Raw genomic sequence first — 23,734 nt, forward strand, 5'->3', positions numbered from 1 at the left:
TCTCATTCGTCTCAATAGATTGGTTTTAGTGCCTCAAACGGATTTTTGCAGTGTCTGCAGTACAGAATGCTGCGACAGGCAGCAGGTCCAAACAGGTTGTCAATCTGTGTATAGGGAGAATCGCAGTAAGGACAGGTCACTTCCCACGTATCCCCCTCCTTGAAGCCAACCGGCGGAGGGGCGATGCCGAAGCTGCGCAGTTTTTCCCGGGCATCTGCGGCGATGCGGTCGGAGGTCCACTGCGGATCGTAGACGAAGCTCACCTGCACTTCGTCTATCCCTTCCCCTTCCACCAATTTTTCCGCGATGTTTTTCTTCATGATTTCCAGAGCCGGACAGCCGACAAAGGTAGGCAAAACTTCTACGTACGCAACGCCCGCTTCGACCTTGACCTTGTGGATCATGCCCATCTCCACCATGCTGATCACTGGAATCTCCGGATCTTTTACTTCTTGCAGCAGTTCCCAGCATGTCGCTTCTTGTTGTTCCTGAAGGATTTCCTTTTCTTGCGCCATGCAGATCACTCCTTTTTTGGCATCAGCAGTCGCTTGCATACATCTGAGCGCCTACCAGGTCGCTGCCGGATCGATGCGATACACTTCGGACAGCGTCGCCAGCGCTTGTGCCAGATCTTCGGTATGCACGCCTGCGCGTCCGCGCTCCGGCGCAGTTCCCGGCTCACCCGGCCAGGCGAGGCCGGCGTTTTGGAAAATGTCTTTGGTCGTCGCCAGCCATTCCTGACGGATCGTCGCTTCATCCGCGATCAAGCCGAAGCGCACGATGCTGTCGCCGTTCGGACCGAGGTCGCTTAGCTCTCCGGCGTCCTGCCATACTTTTGCGATTGCCGCTTCCAGTCTGGTGCGCGCTTCCGGTGTGCTGTTGGCTAGCTGTTTCAGCCATACTTGCCAGTGCATCAGATGGTAACGGTGCTCGGTCAGCATTTTGCGGCTGCTTACGGTAAGCGGCGTGTAAGACGACTTTTGCAACGCTTCCAGACGGACCTTTTTGTACAGGCCGTACACGTAGTAGCGCACGATGGCATACGCCCAATCGTAGTGCGGGTCGTCGTTGTAGCCGCCTGTGCCGTTCTTGCGCTCCACCAGAATGGCGTTGCGGAAGGCGGCGGACTCGCGCAACTGCGCCAGATCGTCCGCTTTGCCCACTCCCAGCTGTTCGAGCATTTCGTAGTACATCACGGCATGCCCCATCATGTCCTGCGACATGGAGGAAAACGCTACGTCTTCCTCGATATGGGGAGCGAGACCGAGCCATTCGGACCCGCGATAAGCCAATATAAAATCGTCGTCGGCAAGCTGGAAGAGCAGATCAACCAAGGCTTGCGTATACTCCTGGTTTTGCAATGCCTGCTGTGCAGTTTCTACTTGGTAAAGTTCGCCCATGATCATTTCCTCCTTCTTCAGCTGCCGCTGCTTGTGTTGTGTTTGGCTTCGTACGCTTCCTTGTGGCGGCGCCATCTTCCCTGCAAATCGCCGTAGCCTTTGGTCTCCCGGTAGCTCTTGTTATCCAGCCGCTCCAGGAAAGGACGCTCCTGTGGCGGCAGTCCGTGGATGTCGTCCCGCTTGACGACCCACAGGTTAAAGCAAGGCTCCCGGCGCAGGAAGTTTTCCCGCGCCATGGAGAGCGCTACCTCTGCATTCGGAGCCAACAGGCTGAACTGATGGACGAATGAAGCGCTTACGGTTTTTTGACTGAACACTTCATAAATGAAAAAGTTGCCTTCTTGGTTCGTTTGGTTGTTCATTATTGTCACCTACCCTACCTGGCGGCCATACGACAAAATCGCGTCGCGCACCCATTTGGTTTCTTCATAGGACATTTCACGCAGTTGCAGGCGGTGGGCAGAACGCGGACCTTTGCCTTTGACGATCTGTTTGAACGCTTCCCAATCCGGCTGCTGGTACACCCATTTGTCCTCTGCTTCGTCGAAGTAAATCGTCTCATCCGGTACGGTAAAGCCCAGGTGGAAAATCCGCGGGAGGTATTTTTTCAGGAAAGCTTGCCGCAGCTCTTCATTCGTTTGCGTCCGGATTTTGTAGCGCATGTTCAAAGCCTGGTTGCTCGTGATGGTGCCGTTTTCCGGCGGACCGAAGAACATCAAGAGCGACGGCCACCAGCGCGTGATCGCTTCTTGCAGCATTTGGCGCTGCTGCTCGGTTCCTTCCGCCAGGTCCAGGACGATGCTCTCCCCATGCTGTGCATGGAATTTTTCCTCCGCACAGATTCGTTGCAGCGCCCGTGCATACGGTGCGTACGACGTATCCAAAGACATCGTCTGCGTGATGATGGCCGCGCCGTCTACCAGCCAGCCGATGACGCCGGCGTCTGCCCATGTCGGAGCTTCCATGTGGAAGACGTTGTGGAACTTCAGTCGTCCCGTGAACAGGTCCTGCATCAGGTCTTCGCGCGTTTTGCCCAGCGGAGCGATCAGATCTTCGGCGACGCGCAGGAGCAGCTGACCGTGGCCCATTTCATCCTGCACCTTGGCCATGATCGCCAGCTTGCGGCGAAGCGTCGGCGCTTTCGGTACCCACTCCTTCTCCGGCAAAGCTCCCATGATCTCGCTGATGCCGTGCATGGAAATCAGTTTGATCAGCTGGTTGCGGTAATCATCGGGCATCCAGTCATCCGCTTCGATTTTTTCACCGCGGTCGATTCGCGCCAAAAACTCTTCCAATTTGGCATTTTCCGTCAAATCCGAACGTTCCATCGATGTTTGCATGGGGAAAGACCTCCTTAATGTTTCAGGCTGCAATGAATTACGCTTGTCTATCGCATTAAATTATAATACGTTTTTGTAACGTTATAATAACATACCGTCATACGATTCGGCAATAGGTGCAAGCGTTTTCATGCCTGCCGTTTTATTCCCCCCTCCCTGCCAGCGCTGCGGCTTCCCTTAATTGTTCTGCCATATGACGCAGCTGCTGCACGACAGCATCCAGCTCCTGTATCCGGGTGGACTGTTGCACGCTGCGGTTCATCGTCTTTTCCAGCTCGCCCGAGACCGTCCCAACCAGGTCATTCATCTCTTCCAGAATACGAAAAATGTTCTTGGCCGATGTCGACGTCGACTGGGACAGGCTGCGGATTTCTTCGGCCACGACACCAAATCCTCTCCCTGCCGCCCCTGCGCGCGCCGCCTCCAGCACGGCATTGAGGCCCAAAACATTGGACCGCGTAGAAATGTCGCGAATCATCTGGTTGATTTGCGAGGTCTCGGCAATTTTTCCTGCCATCCTCGCCGCCGTGTCCGCCAATGTATGGCTGGCCATAGCGAGGTCGTTCGAGTCTTTGGCCAGGCTCTCCGTATAGGTCGCGATGTTTTCCAGCGCCCCCATCAAATTTTCGGCGAGACTGTGCAGACGATCTTCCTGCTCTGTCGTCACCCCGGTAGCCAGACACCCGACCACCTGACCGTTCTCGATGATCGGATAACCTACTGCGATGTACGGAATGCCGTACAACTCCTTGCCAATTCTGCGGACGATTCTGCGCTTTTCAGCAATCGCGGTCGCGTTGATGCTTCCTTCCCGCAGCGGATCTCCCGGCTTGATGCCCAGGTTCAAACCTGGTGCCGGATAGTACGCCAAAAACTTCTCCCTGTCCGTTACCCCCACCATACAATCGGACAAGAACGCCTTTTGCAAAATCGGAGCAACCTCCAATAAGCTGTTGAGCAAAGACATATATCTTCCCCTCCAATTGTTCGGTGACGAAAACAAGCCGTTCCTTCCGCACCCTATCCAATTGCGGAAAGAACAGCCGTTTCGCTTCAGCCGTGCCAGTGTTTATTTGATAAGCTGGAATTTGCCATCTTTGACTTCGACCATGATCATGCTGTCTTCTGTCAGTCCGTTATGGTCCTGCGGCGAGAAAACAAACTCCCCTGTGACACCCACGTATTTTACTTTTTCCAGCACTTCACCCAGCTTGGATGCATCTCCGCCGGTCTGCTTCAGCCCTTCGACCATCAGGTTCAGGCCGTCGTAGCCGTAGCCTGCAAAGCCGTCCGGCTCTGCATTGTACGCCGCCTTGTAGCCGTCTACAAACTTCTTGACGACCGCTGCCTGCGGATCGTTCGCATCGATTTGATCCGGCACGAGCAGTTTGCCTGCAACCATCAGCACGCCTTCGCCCGCGTCGCCGACAAGCTCGAGGAACTTGCTGTTGGCAGAGCCGTGGCTGCTGATGATCGGGATGCCAAGGTTAAGCTGCTTGGCTTCTTTGACGATCGTCGCTGGTCCCGGATTCGTGCCCGCCACGATCAGCGCCTGGGCGTCCGTACCTTTGATCTTGGTCAGCTGGGAGCTCATGGACGGGTCCTTGGTGCCGTATTTTTCTTCAGCCACGATCGTGATGCCGTACTCCGGCGCGTATTTTTTCAGCTGCTGCGTCCAGCCGCTGCCGTACGGATTGCTGTCGTTGAGCATGGCGATTTTGGTGATGCCTTTTTCTTTCAGATATTTATAAATGCGCTTCGTTCCATGAACGTCCGTATGCGGCGTCTTGAAGATGCCCGGCCGCACCGGATTGGTGATCTGGTCAGCCGCCGCCATGGAGATCAACGGAATCTTTTCGGATTGGGCGAATTCCGCCATGCCAAGGGACGGACCACTGCCCGAGGAGCCGAGCACGGCGATTACCTTGTCTTTGGACACGAGCTTTTTGATCGCTTTGACCGCTTCCGTGTTGTCGGACTTGTCGTCTTCAATCACGACTTCAACCGGACGACCGTCTACCCCTCCGGCGCCGTTGATTTCTTTCACCAGCATCTCGATTGACTGCTTTTCCGGTACGCCGAGCGGGCTGTTCGGACCCGTCAGGGAAAACACGGCACCCAGCTTGAGCGGTTCCTTGCTGCCTGCTTCCGCTGTCTGTCCTGCCGCAGGCTGTCCTCCTGCTTCTGCTGCCGGCTTGGCACCGCCTCCGCAAGCGCTAAGCAATACCATAGAAGCCAGGGCGATCGGGTAGAGCCATTTCATTTTTTGACGTTTTTTCATGTTGAACCCCCTCTATTCTATTTGATTTTTATTTGGTCAAACTGCTTCATGGGAATGTCCCAAGTAAGCAGATTGCACACGCGGATCGTTGCGGATCATCTCGGCCGTGCCTTCCAGCATCACTTCCCCTGTGCTAAGCACGTACGCCCGGTCGGAAATGGCCAGGGCGGCGCGGGCGTTCTGCTCGACCAGCAGCACCGTCGTCCCCCACTGGGAGCGAATTTCCTGAACAATCGTCAAAATTTCCTTGGCGATCAGAGGAGCCAGCCCCAGGGACGGCTCGTCCAGCAGCAGCAGCTTGGGACGTGAGAGCAGAGCCCTGCCGATGGCCAGCATTTGCTGCTGTCCGCCGGAGAGGGTACCTCCCAGCTGCCATTTGCGCTCAGCGAGGATCGGGAAGCGTTCGTACACCGCCTCCATCTCCCTGGCGATTTCCCGCTTGCTCGTCTTCGGCATCCGATGCGAAGCTCCGAGCCACAGATTGTCTTCGACGGTCAAGGTCGAAAAAATTTGCCTTCGCTCCGGTACATGGGCCATGCCCCTTGGGACTACCAGCTCCGCCGGGACGCGGGTGATGTCCTGATCCCGAAACCAGACCTTGCCTTCCTTGGCCCCGTGCAAGCCGCATATGCAGTTGAGCAGCGTCGTCTTTCCCGCCCCGTTCGAGCCGAGCAGGGAGACGATCTCTCCCTCGTTCACCTGCAGGTCGATGCCGTGCAGCACTTCGACCGGACCGTAACGCGCCTTGATATTCTCCAACCGCAAAATCGCTTTTTCCATCTCGTCACCCCCGACTGTCTTCCTGTTCTTCTCCTCCCAGGTACGCCGCGATGACGCGCGGGTTCTCCTGAATTTCGCGCGGGGTCCCTTCCGCAATCTTGCTGCCTTGATCGAGGACGACGATGCGATCCGCGATCGTCATGATCATGTCCATATCGTGTTCGACCAAAAGAATCGCGGTCCCGCTGCGGCGAATTTCCTGAAACATCCGGCTCATTTCCGCCGTCTCCGTATGATTCAGCCCAGCCGCTGGTTCATCGAGCAAAAGCAGCTTCGGCTCCGCGACCATCGCCCGGGCGATTTCCATCAGGCGCAGCTTTCCGTACGGCAGACTGCCCGCCAGTGCAGACGCCAGCGAGGCCAGCCCCACCTTTTCCAGCCACTCCCCGGCACGCTCCTGCATCAGCTTCTCTTCCCTGCGCGCAGAGCCAAGACTCAGCCCGCAGGCAAGCAGGCTCGACCTCGTCTTCGTATGCATCCCGACCATCACGTTCTCCAGGACGGTCATGTCGTCAAAGGTCTGGAGGTTTTGAAACGTCCGGGTAATTCCCCGTTTGGCGTATTCATAGCCGGGCACCCGTGTCATCGGCTGCGAGTCAAAGCGGATTTCCCCTTCGGATGGCGGGATGACGCCGGACACCATGTTGAGCACCGTGCTCTTCCCCGCGCCGTTCGGTCCGATCAAAGCCAGAATCTCGCCCTGCTGCACCTGAAAGTCCACGCGGTTGACCGCGCGCACGCCGCCGAAGTCGCGTGAGAGTTGTTGTACTTCGAGTAGTGCTGTCATGTCGCCGCCTTCCTTTCTATGCGCTGTCCCGCTTGAGCCGCTGTCTTCTTCGCCCGGCCCTTTTCATACATCGAGCGGAGGCGCGGTACGAGTCCTTCCGGCATGAACATCACAATCAGCACCAGGATGGCACCAAACACGATCGTGTCCACATCGCCCTGCAGTCCCGGTACGACTTCGCTTAAAAGGATCAGCCCTTCGCTAATGAACCCGATGAGCAGCGTCCCGATCAAGGCCCCCCAGATGCTCGTCATGCCTCCGACGACGACCATCGTCAAAAATTTGATCGATTCGTGCATGCCGAACGGCTGCGGATCGAGAATGCCCATGTAGTGTGCGTACAGGCCGCCGGAGATTCCGGCAAACATGCCGCTGACGACGAAAGCGTTCAGTTTGAATTTTCGCACGTCTACCCCCATGGATGTCGCGGCAACCTCGCTCTTGTGGATCGCCCGGAAGGCTCGTCCGATTCGGGAGTGCATCAGATTCAGCGAGAACACCAGCACACAGGTGACGATTCCCCAGATCAGGTAGTACATGGACAGCTCGCTGTCGCCGAAAAAGGCGATCTTCGGAATGCTGATGATCCCGCTGGCTCCACCCGTGACAGGCTCCCACTCGGAGATGCCGATCTGGACGATGTAGCCGAATGCGAGCGTCGCCATCGCCAGGTAATAGCCTTGCAATCCCGCAATCGCCCGTCCCAGGATAAAGGCGAACAACGCCGGAACGATCGCGGAGGCGATGAGACCGAGCAGCGGAGTCAGTCCGACCTTCGTCGTCAACACCGCTGACGTGTACGCTCCAAGCCCCCAGAATGCCGCTTGTCCCAAAGAAATTTGTCCTGCAAGGCCCATGACCAGGCACAAGCCGATGGAGACGATCGCGTGCAGGCCGATGACGATTCCGACGGAGCGGTAGTATTCGTCCGGCATCACAAACGGAAAAATAATCATCAGTGCCAAATAAATGCCGAGACTTTTCCCCCACTTCCCAACCAGCTGCTTCATCATAGACCTCCTTTTCCGACGCTGCGCTCGCCGAAGATGCCGGATGGTTTAACCAGCAGCATCGCGATCAATACGAGAAAGGCGATGGCGTCTTTCATCCCCGAGCTGATGTAGCCGGCCCCGAGCGACTCCGCGATTCCGAGAATAAAGGCAGCGACAGCCGCTCCCAGCGGATTGCCCAGACCGCCTAAAATGGCAGCCGAGAAGCCTTTGATCCCGAGCAGTACGCCAATATCATACGAGGTCACGCTAAGCGGGGCGATCACAATACCGGCGATGGCCCCTGTCGCGCCGCTGATGCCAAATGCCAGCATGCTCATTTTGGCCGGGCTGATCCCCATCAGCCGGGCTGCCATCGGATTGACCGAACAGGCGTTGATCTTTTTGCCGAGCATGGTCTTTTCCATCAAATACCAGAGCAAGAACAGGACAACCAGAACGGCAGCCAGAATCCACAGGCTTTGCTGGGCGATGTTGACCCCGCCGAACGTGATCGGCTGGTTGCTCGTGATCGGTTCGAGCGAGTAGGAGTCCTTGCCCCAGATCAGGCTCGCCAGACCGCGGATCAGAGTGGAGATGCCAATAGTCAAAATAATCAGACTGATCGGACTAGCCTTTTTGACGTAAGCGATTACATATTTCTGCATCGCTACTCCGACCAGCGTGACGACCAGGATCGCCAGCAAAACCGCCAGCGCGTACGGGACATTCATCCCGATCATGGCGACCGTGACCATCCCCCCGAGCATCAAAAATTCGCCCTGCGCCAGATTGATCACTTTGCTGACGTTGTAAATGGTGATAAATCCAACCGCGACGATGGCGTAGATACCGCCGCTTACCAAGCCGTTCGCAACGTATTGCAACAGTTCTGTCATGCCCGTGCTGTACCCCCTGTCTATCTATCTCTCTACTCTCCAATTATAACGCTTACATTTATTTTAATGGAAAAGTAGTTGGTAATGAAAGCCCTAGTTCGCACTAGGGCGCTTTCCGGTACTCAGCCGCCGCATCTTACTTTTCTGGCGCTGCCTCATACACAGTCTCAAAGAATCGAACGGCCCCCGGATTCAACAATTGATAATAGTTTTGGAACAGCTCGTCCGCTTCTTTCCCCAGCCATAGCTCCGGCAGCAATTCCTGCGGCAAATCGGGGTCGATGAACAAAAACTTGCGGTATTGGTGAACCAGCTTCGTCTTGTTGACAAAGCAGAGACTGTCCGGCACATCCTTGTTCTGGCGAATGCTTTCCTTCAGTTCCTCGTACTCGGCCTGATACGCATCGATGAACTCCCTGTACTTGGCGTTGATCTCATCGATGTTCCAGCATTTCTGCACCAGCTGCCGGGGATCGCTCCAGCCGATGTGCTCGGCCCGGAACACTTCTACGTATTCGGTGAGTTCCTGTGCCTCGGTGAGTTCCTTGATCGGCTCGCTCAAATTGTTGGGGCTGATCCAGGTACTGTTCGTCAGCATCCCGAAACCCATCCAGCCCAGCTCCTTGCGCAGTTGGTCGCGCAATGCCCGGCGCTCCTCCGGAATGTTGTAGCTCACCATGCACCACTTGCCGTCCCAGACGCCGGATTCCACCTTGTAGATCCGCGCTGCTGCTTCCTCCAGCCGTTTTTTGCCGCGTTCGGATACCGAATAATAGCTGCGGTTCCCTACCTTGCGCGACTCCAGCCAGCCTTGGCGAAGCATCCGGGAAATGGCGGCGCGGACAGCCGGCTCGGACAAGCCGAACTCGCCCATGAGCTTGGTCAGGCTGCCAATCCAGATTTCGCTGCTATAGTGTCGGACATATTCCCCGTAAATCGTAAACAACATGGATTGTGGCTTCACATTTTCTACCCCCAGATCGATTCGTACCTTTTCGCTGTGAAATTGTATCATATTCTTTAACTGGGCGTGAATCGATCCAGATTGTATTACATTATAATTATATAACGTTATTGTAACGTTATTATATTGAAACGTTTTGAAATAGTCAATCAATTCCGACCTTAATTTTGCCCCCCGACTTCCTCCTGCAACTCTTGCACGCGTCGGCGCATGTCTTCCTTGTTGAAAACCGCCTGTGTAAACAGACCGGTCCCAACACGATGGCGCGGGGTGTCTGCCGTAACCTCGCAGACCACCCGCTTATCCGTCACTTCCACGCAAACCGCGCGGAAGGTGACCTGTTGACCCGCGACTGCAGGACCTACATGCTTGATGTCGATGGCAAAGCCGACGCCTTCCTCGTGCTCCTCCAGATGGGGAGCGAGCACGTAGCGGCCTGCCTTTTCCATATGGTAAATCATGCTGACGGTGGACATGACAGGATGGATGACTTTCCCGTCAAAGGCAGGGAACATGTCTTCCGTTACGGTCACGGTGAATTGTGCGGTCGTGCCGGGCGCAAGTTCACGCTTCAAACTGGTCACCTCCCTGGTCGGTCGAAAATCAGATACGTTCGATGATGGTCGCGATGCCTTGTCCGACGCCGATGCACATGGAAGCCAGGCCATAGCGTGCCCCGCGGCGCTCCATCTCGTACAGGAGGGTCGTCAGGATGCGGGCGCCGCTGCAACCGAGCGGATGGCCCAAGGCGATGGCCCCGCCGTTTACGTTCACCAGTTCCGGATTCACGCCCAGCTCGCGGACGCAAGCCACTGCCTGGGCCGCAAACGCCTCGTTGAACTCGAACAGGTCGATCTGGTCGATGGTCAGCCCCGCCAGCTTCAACGCCTTGCGCGTAGCAGGAACCGGACCAATTCCCATCACGGACGGATCGACGCCTGCCACAGCCGATGCCACGATGCGGGCGCGCGGCTTCAGGCCCGCTGCCAAAGCTGCCTCCTGCTCCATGATGAGCAGAGCGCTCGCCCCGTCGTTCAGCCCGCTGGAGTTGCCGGCCGTGACCGTGCCGTTTTCCTTGAAGGCCGGCTTCAGCTTTTGCAGCTGCTCGATGGTCGTCTCCGGCCTTGCGTGCTCGTCGCGGTCAAACACCGTGACTTCTCCTTTGCGGCCGCGCACCTCCACAGGGACGATCTCCGCTTCCCACAAGCCTTTTTCCAGCGCCCGCGCATAGTTGTGCTGGCTGCGCAGGGCAAACTCGTCCTGCGCTTCGCGGCTGATGCCATATTGCTCCGCCACTTTCTCCGCTGTCTCGCCCAGGCTGATCGGCGGGTACATCTCTTTCATTTTCTCATTGACCAGACGCCAGCCCAGGGTCGTATCCACCAGCTGCTGATTGCCGCGCGCAAACGCCGTGCCCGGCTTCATCATCACCAGCGGCGAGCGCGTCATGCTCTCGGTGCCTCCAGCGATGTAGACTTGCCCTGCGCCTGCCTTGATCGCATTCGCGCTCTGGTTGACCGCTTCCAGACCCGATCCGCACAGGCGGTTTACCGTAACACCCGGCACCTCCACCGGCAGCCCTGCCAGCAAGAGAGACATCCGCGCTACGTTGCGGTTGTCCTCACCTGCCTGGTTGGCGCAGCCAAAAATGACGTCGTCAATCGATGCCGGATCGATGTTGTTTCGCTCCAGCAGCTTGCCGATGACCAGGGCGCCAAGATCGTCCGGACGTACTTCCTTGAGCGCTCCTCCGATACGGCCGATCGGTGTCCGCAGCGCATCTATAATTACAGGTGTATTCATGCTTTGCTCCTCCATCCTGTCCCATTTCTCCCGTTTGCTCTACAAGGCTTCCACCAGCGTAGCCAATCCTTGACCGCCGCCGATGCACAAGGATACGATTCCGTACCGTCCTTTGCGGCGGCGCAGCTCGTACAGGATCGTGCCTGCGAGTCTGGCTCCGCTGCAGCCGAGCGGATGCCCCAGCGCGATCGCTCCCCCGTTCACATTGGTCTTCTCCGAAGGCAGGCCCAGCTCGCGCATGCAGGCGATCGATTGGGAGGCAAAGGCTTCGTTCAGCTCAAACAGATCGATTTGATCGAGGGACAAGCCTGTCTCCGCGAGCAGCTTGCGGATAGCGGCGACAGGACCAATGCCCATGATGCGCGGGTCGACGCCAGCCGTTGCGAAATATACGATGCGTCCCAGCGGCTGCAGCCCGGCTGCGTCGAGCTTTTCCCTGTTCATCAGCAGCAGAGCGGCAGCACCGTCGTTGATCCCTGACGAATTGCCCGCCGTCACGGTGCCGTTTTTGCGAAAAGCGGGGCGCAGCTTGGCGAGAGACTCCACGCTCGTATCGCGGCGCGGGAACTCGTCCGTGTCGAAAATCGTTTCTTCGCCTTTTTTTCCGCGCAAGGTCACCGGAACGATCTCTTCGCGGAACAGACCGGCGTCGATCGCGGCGACGGCCCTTCTCTGGCTCTCGGCCGCAAACTGGTCCTGCTCCTCGCGGCTGATCCCGAACTTCTCGGCTACATTTTCCGCCGTGTCGCCCATCGTCAGCTCTCCGTACAAAGAGACGGGGGCCGAGCGCGGACCGCCGAACGACTCCATCAACGTCTGTCCGCCGCGCTGATACGGCTGTTCAAACTTCTCCATGATGTACGGGGAGCGGGTCAGGTTCTCCACGCCGCCAGCGAGCATGACGCTGCTGTGTCCCGCCATGATGGACTGGGCTGCCAGATTGACCGCTTCCAGCCCCGAGGCGCAGACACGGTTCACCGTCAAACCCGGCACAGTCTCGGGCAGCCCTGCCTTCAGCAAGCCGACGCGGGCAATATTGATAAAGGGACCCGCGGAAATGACGTTCCCCATAATCACGCCATCGACAGCGTCGCCGGTTTGCCCTGCCTGAGCGAGCGCCCCGTTCAGGACAATCGCGGTCAGGTCGTCAATCGGCGTGTTTTTCAAGCTGCCGCCGAGCTTGCCGATGGGCGTACGCACGGCCGCCGCTACGTAGACTTCTTCCCGTGCTGCCATCAGGCTTCACCTCCGCTCAGATGCGCATAGCTGTAAAAGCCTTGTCCGCTGCGGACGCCGAAGCGCTTTGCCAGAACCAGCTTGCGGAGCAGGGGAGCCGTGCGGTAGCGCTCCTCCGCCAGATCGCGCTGCAGACCTCTGGAAATGGCGTAAATCTCGTCCAGCCCGATCCGGTCCGCCCATTCGAGGGGGCCGAACGGATAGTTCGTACCTTTTTTCATCGCGATGTCGATGTCCTGCGGCGTCGCGATTTTTTCCATCAGCGCAAACGCCGCCTCGTTGATGATCAGCGTGAGAATGCGCGGAAAGACGAGGCCGACTTCATCCTCCACAAGCTCCACTTCCTTGCCGAGTGAGTGAAAGAAGGCTTGCGCCGCCTCGATGGCTGCCGCTTCCGTCTGCAGGGCAGGCGCCACCTCGAACAGCTGGCGCTCTGCCAGCGGGACCAGCGTGCCGAAGCCGCATACGCGCTGTGGATGATTGGTCCAGGAGGCTGCTTCCGTCGCCGTGATCGCCAGCGATGTGGTCAAGATCGGCACGGACGGAGCCAGCAGGCGGTCGATTTCACGCAGCTGCTCCTTTTTCGCGTCCAGATCGAGATTGCTTACTTCCAGTGCCAAAAAAATCGCTTCCGGCTCGGCCGCCCCTTCTGCGAGCGAGACGACCCGATACCCGTTTGTTGTCAGTATGTGATGCAGTTCCGCCTGCAGCGGGCTGTCCCCCGTAAGCAAAACCGTCTTATTTGCTGTAGTCATAGAAGCCATCCCCCGTCTTTCTGCCCAGACTGCCTGCCTGTACCATCCGTTGCTGAATCCGGCTGGGTTTGAATCGACCTTCCTGGAAGAAATCGTTGTATACCGATTGGGTCGTGGCGAAGTTGATGTCGATGCCGATCATGTCCTGCAGCTCGAACGGACCCATTTTGAATCCGCCCGCCAGCTTCATGATCCGGTCGATTTTCTCCACGCTGGCAACGTTGTCTCCGAGTATGCGCAGCGCTTCGTTGTAGTACGGGCGGGCAATGCGGTTCACGATGAAGCCCGGCGTGTCCGTGACGAGCACCGGAACCTTGCCCAGTTCCTCGGCGAAGCGGTACGCCGCCTGCACGTTTTCCTCGCCGGACTTCTTGCCGCGAATCACTTCGACGAGCGGCATGACCGGCGCAGGGTTGAAGAAATGAAACCCGAGAATCCGCTCCGGATGCGGCAGCCCCCCGGCGATTTCCGTGATGGAAATGGAGGACGTGTTGGTCAACAAGAGCGCATCGCTCCGGCAAATGCGGGAGAGATCGCCAAAAATGCTTTTCTTCAGGTCGAGCCGCTCCGGAACCGCCTCGATGACGATGTCGCTGTCTGCCAATGTTTCCATGTCAGACACGGGTTGGACCCGCTCCAGCGTATCCGTTTTTTGCTGTTCGCTGATCTTGCCTTTCTCCACGTCCTTGGTCAGGACAGATTGCAAATAGCCAAGCGCCCTCTCCAGTACGGCCTGATTCGCGTCCAGCAACAGGACGCGGTGTCCTTTGCGGGCGCAGACGAGCGCGATCCCTGCACCCATGGTTCCTGCTCCGATGACTCCTACCGTTTTTGTCTCCACTTCTCTTTCCCTCCCCTTCGCCTTAGCGGCCGGTGAAACGAGGAGCACGCTTTTCCATGAAGGCAGCGACTCCTTCGCGGTGATCCTCTGTGCTGCCTGCCGCATCCTGGGCAAACGCTTCATAGGCGAGCGTCTCTTCCAGATTCATTTCGAGACCTTTGTACATCGTCCGTTTGATCAGGCCGATTGCCCGCGTCGGCAATGCCGCGAGCTTGCGCGCATACGCCAGGGCATCTTCCTGAAAGCTGTCCGCCGGATACACCTGGTTGACCAGCCCGATCCGCAGCGCTTCCTGCGCCGACACTTTCTCCCCGGTCATCGCCAACTCCAGCGCCTTGCCCAATCCGACGATGCGCGGCAAAAAGTAGCAGCCGCCCGAATCCGGCACCAGCCCGATATTGACGAAGGCGTTGACGAACGATGCCTTCTCCGATGCCAGACGGATGTCGCAAGCCAGCGCCACACTCATGCCCGCGCCTGCCGCTACGCCGTTGACGGCCGCGACGATCGGTTTCTCCGTTTTTTGAAACTGGAGAATCATCGGGTTGTAGCGCTGGCGCAAAAATCCGCCGTAGTCCACTTCCCCGCCTGCTACGTCGCCAAGGTCCTGTCCCGCGTTGAACGCGCGGCCTGCCCCCGTCAGCAAAATGCAGCGGACAGCCGGGTCCTTTTGCGCCTGCTTGAGCGCATCCGTTATTTCCTTGTTCATTTTTTCCGTGAACGCATTGAATTTATCCGGGCGATTCAGAGTCAGGACTGCAACGCCTTCCGATACTTCATACAGAATCGTTTCGTACATGGCCGCCTCCTAATTACCCGTAAACCGGGGTTTGCGTTTTTCCAAAAATGCCTGCATGCCTTCTTTGCGGTCTTCGCTCGCGAGCAGCAGGTAGAAGCCGTTGCGTTCGTACTCCATGCCTTCCTGCAGCGGCAAGTCGTCCGCCTTGTGCGCCGCCCTCTTGATCATCTGTACGGCGAGGGGCGGCTGGGCAGCGATTTGCTTCGCCAGCTTCAGCGCCTCCTGTAAGTAGGCTTCTACCGGCACGACGCGATTGACCAGCCCGTAGCGCAATGCTTCCTGTGCCGAGATCGGCTCGCCCGTGAGCAGCATTTCCATCGCCTTGCGCAGTCCTACGGCACGGACCAGACGCTGCGTGCCGCCCGCTCCCGGCATGACGCCCAGCTTGACCTCCGGCTGGCCGATGACCGCTGTCTCCGAGGCGATCACGATGTCGCAGTTCATCATCAGCTCGCAGCCGCCTCCCAGGGCAAAGCCGCTGACCGCTCCGATGATCGGCTTGGAGATGAGCGAGATGCGATCCCAGACGGCGAACTGATCCCGCTTCATGATCGCGATGGCAGAATCCTCCGCCATTTCGTTGATATCCGCTCCGGCCGCAAATGCCTTGTCATTGCCGGTGAGCAAAATGGCGCGTATGTCCGGGTCTTTGTCCAGCTTCTCCAGTTCGGCAACGAGTTCATCGACCAGTTTCAGGTTCAATGCGTTAAGAATTTTCGGTCGATTGAGAGTGACAATACCGACCCCTTCTTCCCGGGTAGCGATGATGGTTTCATAGGACACGGGCTCTTCCTCCTTTCCGGTGCAGATGCGATCAGACCGTTGATTGCGTCTTGTTGCGGTTGTCCACCACGCGGATGGCCTTGCCTTCGCTTCTCACGAGGGAGTTTGGCGGCAGGAAACGCAGCACGACAGAGACGCCCAGCGTATTTTTGATCAGATGGCTGATTTCTTTCACCAATGACCCCAAAGCAGAACTTTCCATCAAGCCAATTTCTTTCATGTATTCCGGTGTCAGCTCGCAGTGAACTTCAAAACGGTCCAGCGCGCCATCCCGTTCAATCACGACCTGATAATGGGGCGCCAGCTGTTTGAACGTGAGCAGAGCCGATTCGATCTCCGTCGGGAATACGTTGACGCCACGGATGATCAGCATATCGTCTACGCGGCCTTTGATACGGGACATGCGCATCGTGGTGCGTCCGCATTTGCAAGGCTCGGGATTGAGGGAAGCAATGTCGCCTGTGCGGTAGCGAATCACCGGGAATGCTTCCTTGGTCAGCGACGTGAATACCAGCTCGCCTTCCTGACCGTACGGCAGCACTTCGCCTGTTTCCGGATCGATGATCTCCGCATAGAAGTGGTCTTCTGCGATATGCAGGCCATCCTGCGCCTCATGGCACTCGATGGACACGCCCGGACCCATTACTTCGGAAAGGCCGTAAATGTCGATCGCCTTGATGTCCAGCTCCGCTTCCAGCTGCGCGCGCATCTCCTCGGACCATGGCTCTGCGCCGAAGATGCCGTATTTGACGCTCGTCTCACGCGGGTTGATTCCTTGCTTTTTCATTTCTTCGACGATGTTCAGGATGTAGGACGGCGTGCCGGAAATGCCGCGCGGCTTGAAGTCCTCGATCAGCGTGATTTGCCGAGGCGTGTTCCCGCCGGAGACCGGAACAGCTACTGCCCCCATGCGCTCGATACCGTTGTGCAGACCGAGACCTCCCGTGAACAGGCCGTAGCCGTACGCGTTGTGAAAAATGTCCCCTGGCTCTCCGCCCGCACAACAGATCGCGCGCGCCACGATTTCCGCCCAGTTGTCGAGGTCGTTTTTCGTGTAGCCGACGACGGTCGGTTTGCCTTTCGTGCCGGACGAACCGTGAATCCGTGCTACTTCCTTCATGTCGACAGCGAACAGGTTGAACGGGTAGTTGTCGCGCAGATCTTTCTTCTTCATGAACGGCAGCTTTTGAATGTCTTCGATGGACTTGATATCTTCCGGTTTTACTCCCGCCTCATCAAACGCCTTTTTATGAAAGGGGACTCGCTCATATACACGTTTTACGGTTTCTTGCAGACGTTTCAGTTGCAATTCTGTCATCTTTTCTCTTGACAGCGTTTCCATTTCCACGTTAAAAATCATATCGTCTCCCTCATTTCTCAACGTTCTCTTTATCGTTTTCCCTATCCTGAGTTACTCGCCTTTGAACACCGGTTTGCGCTTCTCGCGGAAGGCTTCCAGCGCTTCTACCCGGTCCTTGGTCGGAATGATCACTTCGTAGCACATCGTCTCCACGTCCAGCCCTGTCTGCAGATCGACGCTGCTGCCGCGGTCAATCGCTGCCTTCGCCTGATAGACGGCGAGCGGCGCGTTTGCCAAAATCTCCTGCGCGAGACTTTCTGCCAGTTCGTTCAGCTCTGCCAGATCTTTGGCCACGCCGTTTACGAAGCCGAACTGCAGGGCTTCTTCTGCCGTGATTTTGCGTGCCGTCAAGATCAGCTCCTTGGCCTTGGACGGACCAATCAGACGCGACAGGCGCTGTGTGCCGCCCGCACCCGGAATGATGCCCAGGCTTACTTCGGTCAAACCCATTTTCGCCTCTGCCAGCGCGTAGCGGAAATCACAGGCCAGCGCCAGCTCGAAGCCGCCTCCGAAGGCAAAGCCGTTGATCAGCGCGATCGTCGGCTGCGGCAATCGCTCCAGTGCCGTAAACACGTCGCGAATCTTGCGCACATTGCGGCGTACTTGCTGCTCATTCAGCGTACGGCGCTCCTTCAGGTCTGCCCCTGCACAGAAGGCGCGTCCCTCTGCCTTGACCAGAACAACGCGAATTTCTTTGGAATTCAAGCGAATGTCCTCGATGATCTCACCCAAACGATGCAGCGTATCGTAGTTGAGTGCATTCAACTCGTCCGGACGGTTGAGGGTGATTACCCCGATATGCCCATCCCTCTCGTAACGCACGGTTTCCAGATTCATCTTCGTCCTCCTCGTGCAACTGCTGTATTCAGGCTTTCTGCGTCCGCGCGTAGGTGCCTGTCGCCACTGCTACGAGCTTGCCGTCACAGGTGACGCGCGCTTCCATGATAATCAGGCTCCTGCCGCTTTTCAGCACGTACGACTGCGCCTCCAGCAGCTCCCCGCGCGCCGGATACAAATATTGAATCTTGCTTTCGACGGTGACGCACTGCTGCACGCCATCGATGTGCGGTGCAGCGCCATGGCCCATGGCAACGTCGGCCAGCGTGGAAGTGACCCCTCCATGGACAACGCCGTCGATGCTGTTGTACATCTCAGGGCGGATTTTCAGAGCTACCTTGCAGCCTTGCTCATCGCGGTGAATGACCTCGATGCCCAGGTAGTCGTTGAACCGGTTGCGGATTCTTTCAGACATTGCTGGTCCCCTTTTCTTCTTGTCACGTAAAACAGTGAAAGGAGCCATTTGCAGTTTGCATCGGCATCCTTTGTGCTGTTTTCAATCATGACCTATTTCGTTATTTTCCCTCTTGCTCCCCAACCGATACGAAATACTCGTTCTTCCGGTAAGCAAGCGCGTCCAGCGTCGCGATCAGTTCATTCTCGCTCTCCACGCGAATGCGGTACCATGCCGTTCGATTGTTTTTCTTCTCCTCTGTCGCAGTCGCCACCAGGCGATTGCCGTTGAACCCAGCCGCCAAAAAGCCGATGTTCATCGACAGGGCCACAGACGTTTTGCCGTACGAATTGCAGGCGGCGGCAAACACGAAGTCTGCCAGCGAGAAGATGACGGCCCCATGCGCGGTGCCGTGTGCATTCAGCATGTGCGGTGCGACTGTCAACTCGGCTGTCGCTGTCCCTTCGCCCAATTCGAGCAATCGGATTCCAAGAAATTGCGCATACTGGTCTTGCTTCAGTTTTTCCAGAATTTCTTCATATCGTTCCTGATGAAGTTTGCGTTCGTCAACGATCATCTTCCCGCTCATCTCGCCTACACCACTTCCGCGAAGTGCATGGTGACGAGCGATCCTGCGAACCCGCGCAAATCTTTTCCTGCAGCGCGTCCCTCCGGAGATGATAACGCTTCCAACAATGCTTCTTTGGATTCAAAATACATTTCAGCGATCAGATGCAGGTCACTTTCACCCATTGGTGCACCGTAAATTTTGCTCACTTCCATCTTGATCAAGCCCGGCATCTTTGCAGCCAGCGGAGCATGGACTTCATTATAATGCTTGTCAAATGCTTCGACATCCTCCGGTTTACGATAAACAGCTACCAATTTTACCATCATGATCCCTGCTTTCCTATTAGAAATTGTCCAAACATGTGACGACTAATTAATATAACGTTATTTTCACGCACGTTATAGTTTTTATTATATAAACTCTTCAGAATCGGCGCAAGCATTTTCCTTTTTCCATTTCCCCGACTGATCACGCAAAAAACCCCTCTCTTTAGCCTACGGAGAGAAGCCTGCGTGTATTCGGACAATGAAAAAAGGGCGGACACGAAGTCCACCCTCACGTTTCTTATTAGATCCAGACCCAGAGCAGGAACACAATGATCGCCGCCAAGATGAAAAACAATCCTGTAAAAATGCTGATCCGTGCGAACTCATGCCCTTTTTGGTCCATGTGCATCCAGACGAAAAGCTGAAAGAGCGCTTGAACGAAAGCCAAAACCACGATGAACGGTACGGTAAAGCCAGACGGAACAGCCTCATAGGCTACCGCGATAAACGCGAGCGCCGTCAGTACGAGGGAACCGATGAAAGCAACGAGATGTCTTTTCGGACTGTCGTGCTTTACTTTGGGCTTGCGCACTCCTTCTTCTGTATGTGCTCCCATTGTTTATCCCACCTTTCCACCGATCATACCCATGAGATATACCACGGTAAAGATGAACACCCAGACAACGTCAATAAAGTGCCAGTACAGGGAAGCCAGGTAGAACTTCGGAGCGGTCACTACCGTCAGCCCTTTTTTCGTTGCCGATACTTGCAGAAGGATGATCCAGAGAATCCCGAACGCTACGTGGCCTCCATGGAATCCGACCAAGGTGTAGAAGGCAGAACCGAACGCACTGGACGAGATTTTATGGCCTTCGTGCACGTAATGCATGAACTCGTAAATCTCCAGTCCCAGAAATCCAAGGCCGAGCAATACGGTAATGGTCAGCCATACCTGGATCTGCTTCAGATTTTTCTTGTGCAGCGCCAGGGTCGCCATTACGGCTGTCATGGAGCTGGTGAGCAGGAGCAGGGTCGCAGCGGCAACCAGCGGCAGTCCGAACAGTTCTTTCCCAGTCGGGCCTCCGTTTGCCTGGTCGCGCAGCGCGAGAAAGGTTGCAAACAGGGAACCGAAGAGAACGGTCTCTCCGCCAAGGAAGAGCCAGAAGCCAAGAATCTTGTTCTTGCCCTCAAGGGTGGCTTTTTCCGGTTCGTCAGGCAAAACTGCATTTGCGTGATGGATAGCCATTAAGCCTTAACCCCCTTATCCTCGATTTCGTCCTCATGAATATGATAGCCCGGATCGTCCTTGACAGAACGGGTGAACATGCAAGCGAAGGTCACCAGCATACCGATCACGACGACCACATAGTTGTGGTACATGAAACCGTAACCCGCGATGAACAAGCCGACAGACATCAGGAACGGCAGGAACGATGGCGACGGCATATGGATATCGCCCAGCGGTTCAGCAGGCGTCATGCCTTTGTTGCCAGCCATTTTTTCGATCCAGAATGCATCCAGGCCGCGTACCAGCGGAGTCTGTGCAAAGTTGTACTCTGGCGGCGGCGAAGGAATCGACCATTCCAGCGTGCGTCCATCCCAAGGATCGGCAGGAGCGCGTTTGGAGCTGTTTGCCGTGACAACAATGTTCACGAGGAACAGGATGGTACCGATTGTCATACCGAATACGCCGATCGTACTGATAAAGTTGCCCAGATCAAGGTCTTGATCTTTCAGGTAAGTGAAGACGCGGCGCGGCATCCCCATCAGACCCAGGAAGTGCTGCGGGAAGAACGTCAGATGGAAACCGACGAAGAAGGTCCAGAAGTTCCATTTACCCAACGTCTCATTGAGCAGTTTCCCGAACATTTTTGGCCACCAGTAGTACAGACCCGAGAAGAGCCCGAACACGAGGCCCCCTACGATTACGTAGTGGAAGTGAGCGACTACGAAGTAGCTGTCATGGTATTGGTAGTCAGCAGGCGGAATGGCGAGCATAACCCCTGTCATACCACCGATTGTAAACGTCGGAATGAAACCGACTGCCCACAGGCTCGCTGTGGTGAAGCGGATTTGACCGCCCCACATGGTCAAAAGCCAGTTGAAGATTTTAATCCCTGTCGGTACCGCAATCAGCATGGTTGCCAGACCGAACAGCGTGTTGGCGATAGCGCCCAGACCTGTCGTAAACATGTGGTGAGCCCACACCATGAAGCCAAGGAAACCGATCAGCGCTGTCGCGAATACCATGGAGCTGTAACCGAACAGGCGCTTTCTTGCAAAGGTAGAAACTACTTCGGAAATGACACCGAACGCCGGGAGAATCAGGATGTATACTTCCGGGTGACCGAAGATCCAGAAGATGTGCTCCCAAATGACAACGTTCCCGCCCGCATCCGGGTTGAAGAAGTTACCGCCAAACAGACGGTCAAACATCAACAGAACGAGACCGACCGTGATCGCCGGGAATGCAAACAGAATCAAACCGGATGTAACAAAGGATGTCCAGGTAAACAGCGGCATGCGCATGAACGTCATGCCTGGCGCACGCATGTTGATGATGGTTACCAGGAAGTTGATACCACCAATCAGCGTACCGAGACCGGCAATTTGCAGACCGAGTACGTAGAAGTCTACGCCGTGGCCGCTGTAACGGTTCAAAGCCAAAGTCGTATACGATGTCCAGCCGGCATCAGGAGCGCCGCCCAAAAACCAGCTCGTATTCAGCAGCACTCCCCCGAAGAAGAAGAGCCAGAAACCAAGTGCGTTCACAAACGGGAATGCTACGTCGCGTGCACCGATCTGGAGCGGAACGACTGCATTCATCAGAGCGAAAATGATCGGCATTACTGCCAGGAAGATCATCGTGGTGCCGTGCATGGTGATCAATTCGTTAAACGTCTTGGCACCAACGACAGAAGACTCCGGATACATCAACTGCAAACGAATCAACAGGGCCTCAAAACCGCCAGCCAGGAAGAAAATCCCACCGGCAATCAAATACAGGATTGCGATTTTCTTATGGTCCACTGTCGTGAGCCAATCCCACAGCCCTGAGCGCTTTGGTGCGTGAGAAGCATGTGCAGACACAGGTTTACCTCCTTTTAAGCGTCACTGCCTATGACGGGTAATTTCTTTTGACAAACCTTACTTTTTCACGCTGAGTGTATTCAGATAATCGACAAGCGCCTTCACTTGTGCGTCTTCCAGATTCAGGTTCGGCATGTTGTTGCCCGGCTTCACCTTTTGCGGATCTTTCAGCCACTCTGCAATGTTTTCCGGCGTGTGAGCAAGGATGCCCGCTACACGTTCGCGGTCTGCGAAGTTGGTGAGGTTTGGACCCATTTTGCCGCCTTTGCCCGCAATCGCGTGGCATCCCAGGCAGCTCTTGTTGAAGATTTCCTGACCTTGAGCTGCGCTTGCGCTGGTAGCAGTTGCCGGTTCTGCGGATTGAACACCCTTCATGCCTTTTGCCCAGTTGTCAAATGCAGCCTGGTCCATTACTTCTACCTTGAAGTCCATCAAGGCGTGGGACGCTCCACAGAGCTCCGCGCATTTCCCGTAGAAAATGCCTGTCTTGTCAGCTTGCAGCCAGATTCTGTTCTCCTGGCCCGGGTTGGTGTCGATTTTACCGCCAAGCGCCGGAATCCAGAATGCGTGCATAACGTCAGCAGACGTCACGTGGAATTGAATTTTTTTGCCTACTGGCAGCACCAAATCTTGCGCAGTCGCTACGCCGAGATCCGGGTACTCAAATTCCCACCAGAACTGATGCGCCGTCACATTCACTTGAAGCGCTTCCTCTTTTGTGTACTCCTTGTTAAGCGTGAAACCGGTTGCCACAGTCGGGACGGCCATAACAATCAGAAGCAGGAATGGAATTACTGTCCAAAGAATTTCAAGTGCATGATTGCCTTCCACCTGTTTCGGAATCCCCTGCTGTCCCGGACGCTTGCGGTATCGGATAAGGACGTACGTGAAGATCAGCATAACGACAAAGAAAACGCCGATCATGATTGCGGAGGACAGCTTCATCAAGTCAAACTGCATCGCTGCAACGGGACCGGAAGGCTTGAGAGTGGAGAGCTCATCTTTGCCACATCCGGTTAATGCCAGCGCCAGCAGACCAAACAGCGAAAGCTGACGCCAAAACTGTTGCCAACCCTTCATACCCATGAACCCCTCTTTCTTCGTGTTGGTAACGTTCTAGCCACGCTTGCAACTAGAAGTTTCATAGCTCTTTTCCTTGCAAGAATGGCCCTTTTCTACTTTCCCACATATAATACCCAACTACGAAAAGTATTAGCAACCATTCCAAAAACAAACAGATAGAGCAAGGATTGCAGACTTCTATTCGCGCGTGGTAACCATTTAAGTATACATAAATTTTCCTTAATCTACAGGCTATTTGTTATCATTTTGTTAACAAATTTATGAACAAATTTGTGAACTTTCGAGTCAAACGAACCCTGTTCTTACAGAAACAAGGAGAAAGCGGTGAAATGTGACCGTTTTCACTGGTTGCATAGGCCTTCAGCAGGTTCGGATTGCACGGTTTTTTCGCGTTCGTCAAGGCGGTGTTTTCCGGTAATTGCGTCCATGCGCGACACAGAGAAAAGAGACCTCTTGACAAAATCGCAAAAAGCATT

At 55.9% G+C, this 23,734-nt stretch carries 27 protein-coding genes; all 27 read right to left on the reverse strand.

Annotated elements, in window-relative coordinates:
• Positions 1-11: 11 nt before the first annotated feature.
• The 27 genes from paaD to coxB all read right to left on the reverse strand — a co-directional run bounded on the left by paaD (position 12) and on the right by coxB (position 23,255).
• On the reverse strand, positions 12-515 hold the full coding sequence (gene paaD / locus ACFSO0_RS11270; protein ID WP_376880099.1) for a 1,2-phenylacetyl-CoA epoxidase subunit PaaD: 504 nt from the start codon (positions 513-515) through the stop codon (positions 12-14).
• A 51-nt stretch (positions 516-566) separates the two neighbouring features.
• Entirely contained in the window at positions 567-1,400 is an 834-nt protein-coding gene (gene paaC, locus ACFSO0_RS11275; protein ID WP_376880101.1) for a 1,2-phenylacetyl-CoA epoxidase subunit PaaC, read from the reverse strand.
• Between the two features lie 17 nt (positions 1,401-1,417).
• Positions 1,418-1,762 carry a 1,2-phenylacetyl-CoA epoxidase subunit PaaB gene (paaB, locus tag ACFSO0_RS11280; protein WP_376880104.1) on the reverse strand — a complete coding sequence of 115 codons (345 nt, stop codon included), beginning with the start codon at positions 1,760-1,762 and terminating at the stop codon, positions 1,418-1,420.
• Positions 1,763-1,771: 9 nt separating this feature from the next.
• Positions 1,772-2,740 carry a 1,2-phenylacetyl-CoA epoxidase subunit PaaA gene (gene paaA / locus ACFSO0_RS11285; RefSeq protein ID WP_376880107.1) on the reverse strand — a complete coding sequence of 323 codons (969 nt, stop codon included), beginning with the start codon at positions 2,738-2,740 and terminating at the stop codon, positions 1,772-1,774.
• 142 nt (positions 2,741-2,882) lie between these two features.
• Positions 2,883-3,707 (reverse strand): methyl-accepting chemotaxis protein, encoded by an 825-nt coding sequence (locus ACFSO0_RS11290; protein WP_376880110.1) that lies wholly within the window; start codon positions 3,705-3,707, stop codon positions 2,883-2,885.
• A 102-nt stretch (positions 3,708-3,809) separates the two neighbouring features.
• On the reverse strand, positions 3,810-5,021 hold the full coding sequence (locus ACFSO0_RS11295) for an ABC transporter substrate-binding protein (RefSeq protein WP_376880112.1): 1,212 nt from the start codon (positions 5,019-5,021) through the stop codon (positions 3,810-3,812).
• Positions 5,022-5,057: 36 nt separating this feature from the next.
• Positions 5,058-5,801 carry an ABC transporter ATP-binding protein gene (locus tag ACFSO0_RS11300; protein WP_376880114.1) on the reverse strand — a complete coding sequence of 248 codons (744 nt, stop codon included), beginning with the start codon at positions 5,799-5,801 and terminating at the stop codon, positions 5,058-5,060.
• Between the two features lie 4 nt (positions 5,802-5,805).
• A complete protein-coding gene (locus ACFSO0_RS11305) occupies positions 5,806-6,588 on the reverse strand; it encodes an ABC transporter ATP-binding protein (RefSeq protein ID WP_376880116.1) in 783 nt (260 codons plus the stop codon).
• Positions 6,585-7,598: a branched-chain amino acid ABC transporter permease gene (locus ACFSO0_RS11310; RefSeq protein ID WP_376880119.1), complete on the reverse strand. Its 1,014-nt coding sequence runs from the start codon at positions 7,596-7,598 to the stop codon at positions 6,585-6,587. Before ACFSO0_RS11310 ends, ACFSO0_RS11305 begins: the two co-directional genes overlap by 4 nt.
• A complete protein-coding gene (locus tag ACFSO0_RS11315) occupies positions 7,598-8,476 on the reverse strand; it encodes a branched-chain amino acid ABC transporter permease (RefSeq protein WP_376880120.1) in 879 nt (292 codons plus the stop codon). The genes ACFSO0_RS11310 and ACFSO0_RS11315 overlap by 1 nt, the downstream gene beginning before the upstream one ends.
• A gap of 136 nt (positions 8,477-8,612) precedes the next feature.
• Positions 8,613-9,440 carry a phenylacetic acid degradation operon negative regulatory protein PaaX gene (paaX, locus tag ACFSO0_RS11320; protein ID WP_376880122.1) on the reverse strand — a complete coding sequence of 276 codons (828 nt, stop codon included), beginning with the start codon at positions 9,438-9,440 and terminating at the stop codon, positions 8,613-8,615.
• Between the two features lie 161 nt (positions 9,441-9,601).
• Positions 9,602-10,015, reverse strand: coding sequence for a thioesterase family protein (locus ACFSO0_RS11325; protein ID WP_376880125.1), 414 nt, complete (start codon positions 10,013-10,015; stop codon positions 9,602-9,604).
• Positions 10,016-10,043: 28 nt separating this feature from the next.
• The gene (locus tag ACFSO0_RS11330; protein WP_376880127.1) at positions 10,044-11,243 is read right to left on the reverse strand and encodes a thiolase family protein; all 1,200 of its coding nucleotides are present in this window, start codon (positions 11,241-11,243) and stop codon (positions 10,044-10,046) included.
• Between the two features lie 39 nt (positions 11,244-11,282).
• Entirely contained in the window at positions 11,283-12,479 is a 1,197-nt protein-coding gene (locus tag ACFSO0_RS11335) for a thiolase family protein (protein WP_376880129.1), read from the reverse strand.
• A complete protein-coding gene (locus ACFSO0_RS11340) occupies positions 12,479-13,234 on the reverse strand; it encodes a 3-hydroxyacyl-CoA dehydrogenase family protein (protein WP_376880132.1) in 756 nt (251 codons plus the stop codon). Before ACFSO0_RS11340 ends, ACFSO0_RS11335 begins: the two co-directional genes overlap by 1 nt.
• Positions 13,218-14,075, reverse strand: a complete 858-nt coding sequence (locus tag ACFSO0_RS11345) for a 3-hydroxyacyl-CoA dehydrogenase NAD-binding domain-containing protein (RefSeq protein ID WP_376880134.1) — start codon at positions 14,073-14,075, stop codon at positions 13,218-13,220. The genes ACFSO0_RS11340 and ACFSO0_RS11345 overlap by 17 nt, the downstream gene beginning before the upstream one ends.
• 22 nt (positions 14,076-14,097) lie before the next feature.
• On the reverse strand, positions 14,098-14,874 hold the full coding sequence (locus ACFSO0_RS11350; protein WP_376880136.1) for an enoyl-CoA hydratase-related protein: 777 nt from the start codon (positions 14,872-14,874) through the stop codon (positions 14,098-14,100).
• A gap of 9 nt (positions 14,875-14,883) precedes the next feature.
• Positions 14,884-15,657, reverse strand: a complete 774-nt coding sequence (locus ACFSO0_RS11355; RefSeq protein ID WP_376880138.1) for an enoyl-CoA hydratase-related protein — start codon at positions 15,655-15,657, stop codon at positions 14,884-14,886.
• Between the two features lie 31 nt (positions 15,658-15,688).
• A complete protein-coding gene (gene paaK, locus ACFSO0_RS11360) occupies positions 15,689-17,017 on the reverse strand; it encodes a phenylacetate--CoA ligase PaaK (protein ID WP_376880141.1) in 1,329 nt (442 codons plus the stop codon).
• 51 nt (positions 17,018-17,068) lie between these two features.
• On the reverse strand, positions 17,069-17,854 hold the full coding sequence (locus ACFSO0_RS11365; protein ID WP_376880144.1) for an enoyl-CoA hydratase-related protein: 786 nt from the start codon (positions 17,852-17,854) through the stop codon (positions 17,069-17,071).
• A gap of 28 nt (positions 17,855-17,882) precedes the next feature.
• Positions 17,883-18,269 carry a PaaI family thioesterase gene (locus ACFSO0_RS11370; RefSeq protein WP_376880146.1) on the reverse strand — a complete coding sequence of 129 codons (387 nt, stop codon included), beginning with the start codon at positions 18,267-18,269 and terminating at the stop codon, positions 17,883-17,885.
• Positions 18,270-18,369: 100 nt separating this feature from the next.
• Positions 18,370-18,837: a hotdog fold thioesterase gene (locus ACFSO0_RS11375; RefSeq protein ID WP_376880149.1), complete on the reverse strand. Its 468-nt coding sequence runs from the start codon at positions 18,835-18,837 to the stop codon at positions 18,370-18,372.
• Positions 18,838-18,842: 5 nt separating this feature from the next.
• The gene (locus ACFSO0_RS11380) at positions 18,843-19,142 is read right to left on the reverse strand and encodes an EthD family reductase (protein WP_376880242.1); all 300 of its coding nucleotides are present in this window, start codon (positions 19,140-19,142) and stop codon (positions 18,843-18,845) included.
• Between the two features lie 244 nt (positions 19,143-19,386).
• Positions 19,387-19,701, reverse strand: coding sequence for a cytochrome C oxidase subunit IV family protein (locus ACFSO0_RS11385; RefSeq protein WP_376880151.1), 315 nt, complete (start codon positions 19,699-19,701; stop codon positions 19,387-19,389).
• A 3-nt stretch (positions 19,702-19,704) separates the two neighbouring features.
• Entirely contained in the window at positions 19,705-20,331 is a 627-nt protein-coding gene (locus ACFSO0_RS11390) for a cytochrome c oxidase subunit 3 (RefSeq protein ID WP_376880154.1), read from the reverse strand.
• On the reverse strand, positions 20,331-22,175 hold the full coding sequence (gene ctaD, locus ACFSO0_RS11395; protein WP_376880156.1) for a cytochrome c oxidase subunit I: 1,845 nt from the start codon (positions 22,173-22,175) through the stop codon (positions 20,331-20,333). Before ctaD ends, ACFSO0_RS11390 begins: the two co-directional genes overlap by 1 nt.
• Positions 22,176-22,232: 57 nt before the next feature.
• On the reverse strand, positions 22,233-23,255 hold the full coding sequence (coxB, locus tag ACFSO0_RS11400; protein ID WP_376880158.1) for a cytochrome c oxidase subunit II: 1,023 nt from the start codon (positions 23,253-23,255) through the stop codon (positions 22,233-22,235).
• Between the last annotated feature and the right edge of the window lie 479 nt (positions 23,256-23,734).

The sequence above is a fragment of the Brevibacillus sp. GCM10020057 genome, from assembly GCF_042683565.1.
GTDB lineage: Bacteria > Bacillota > Bacilli > Brevibacillales > Brevibacillaceae > Brevibacillus.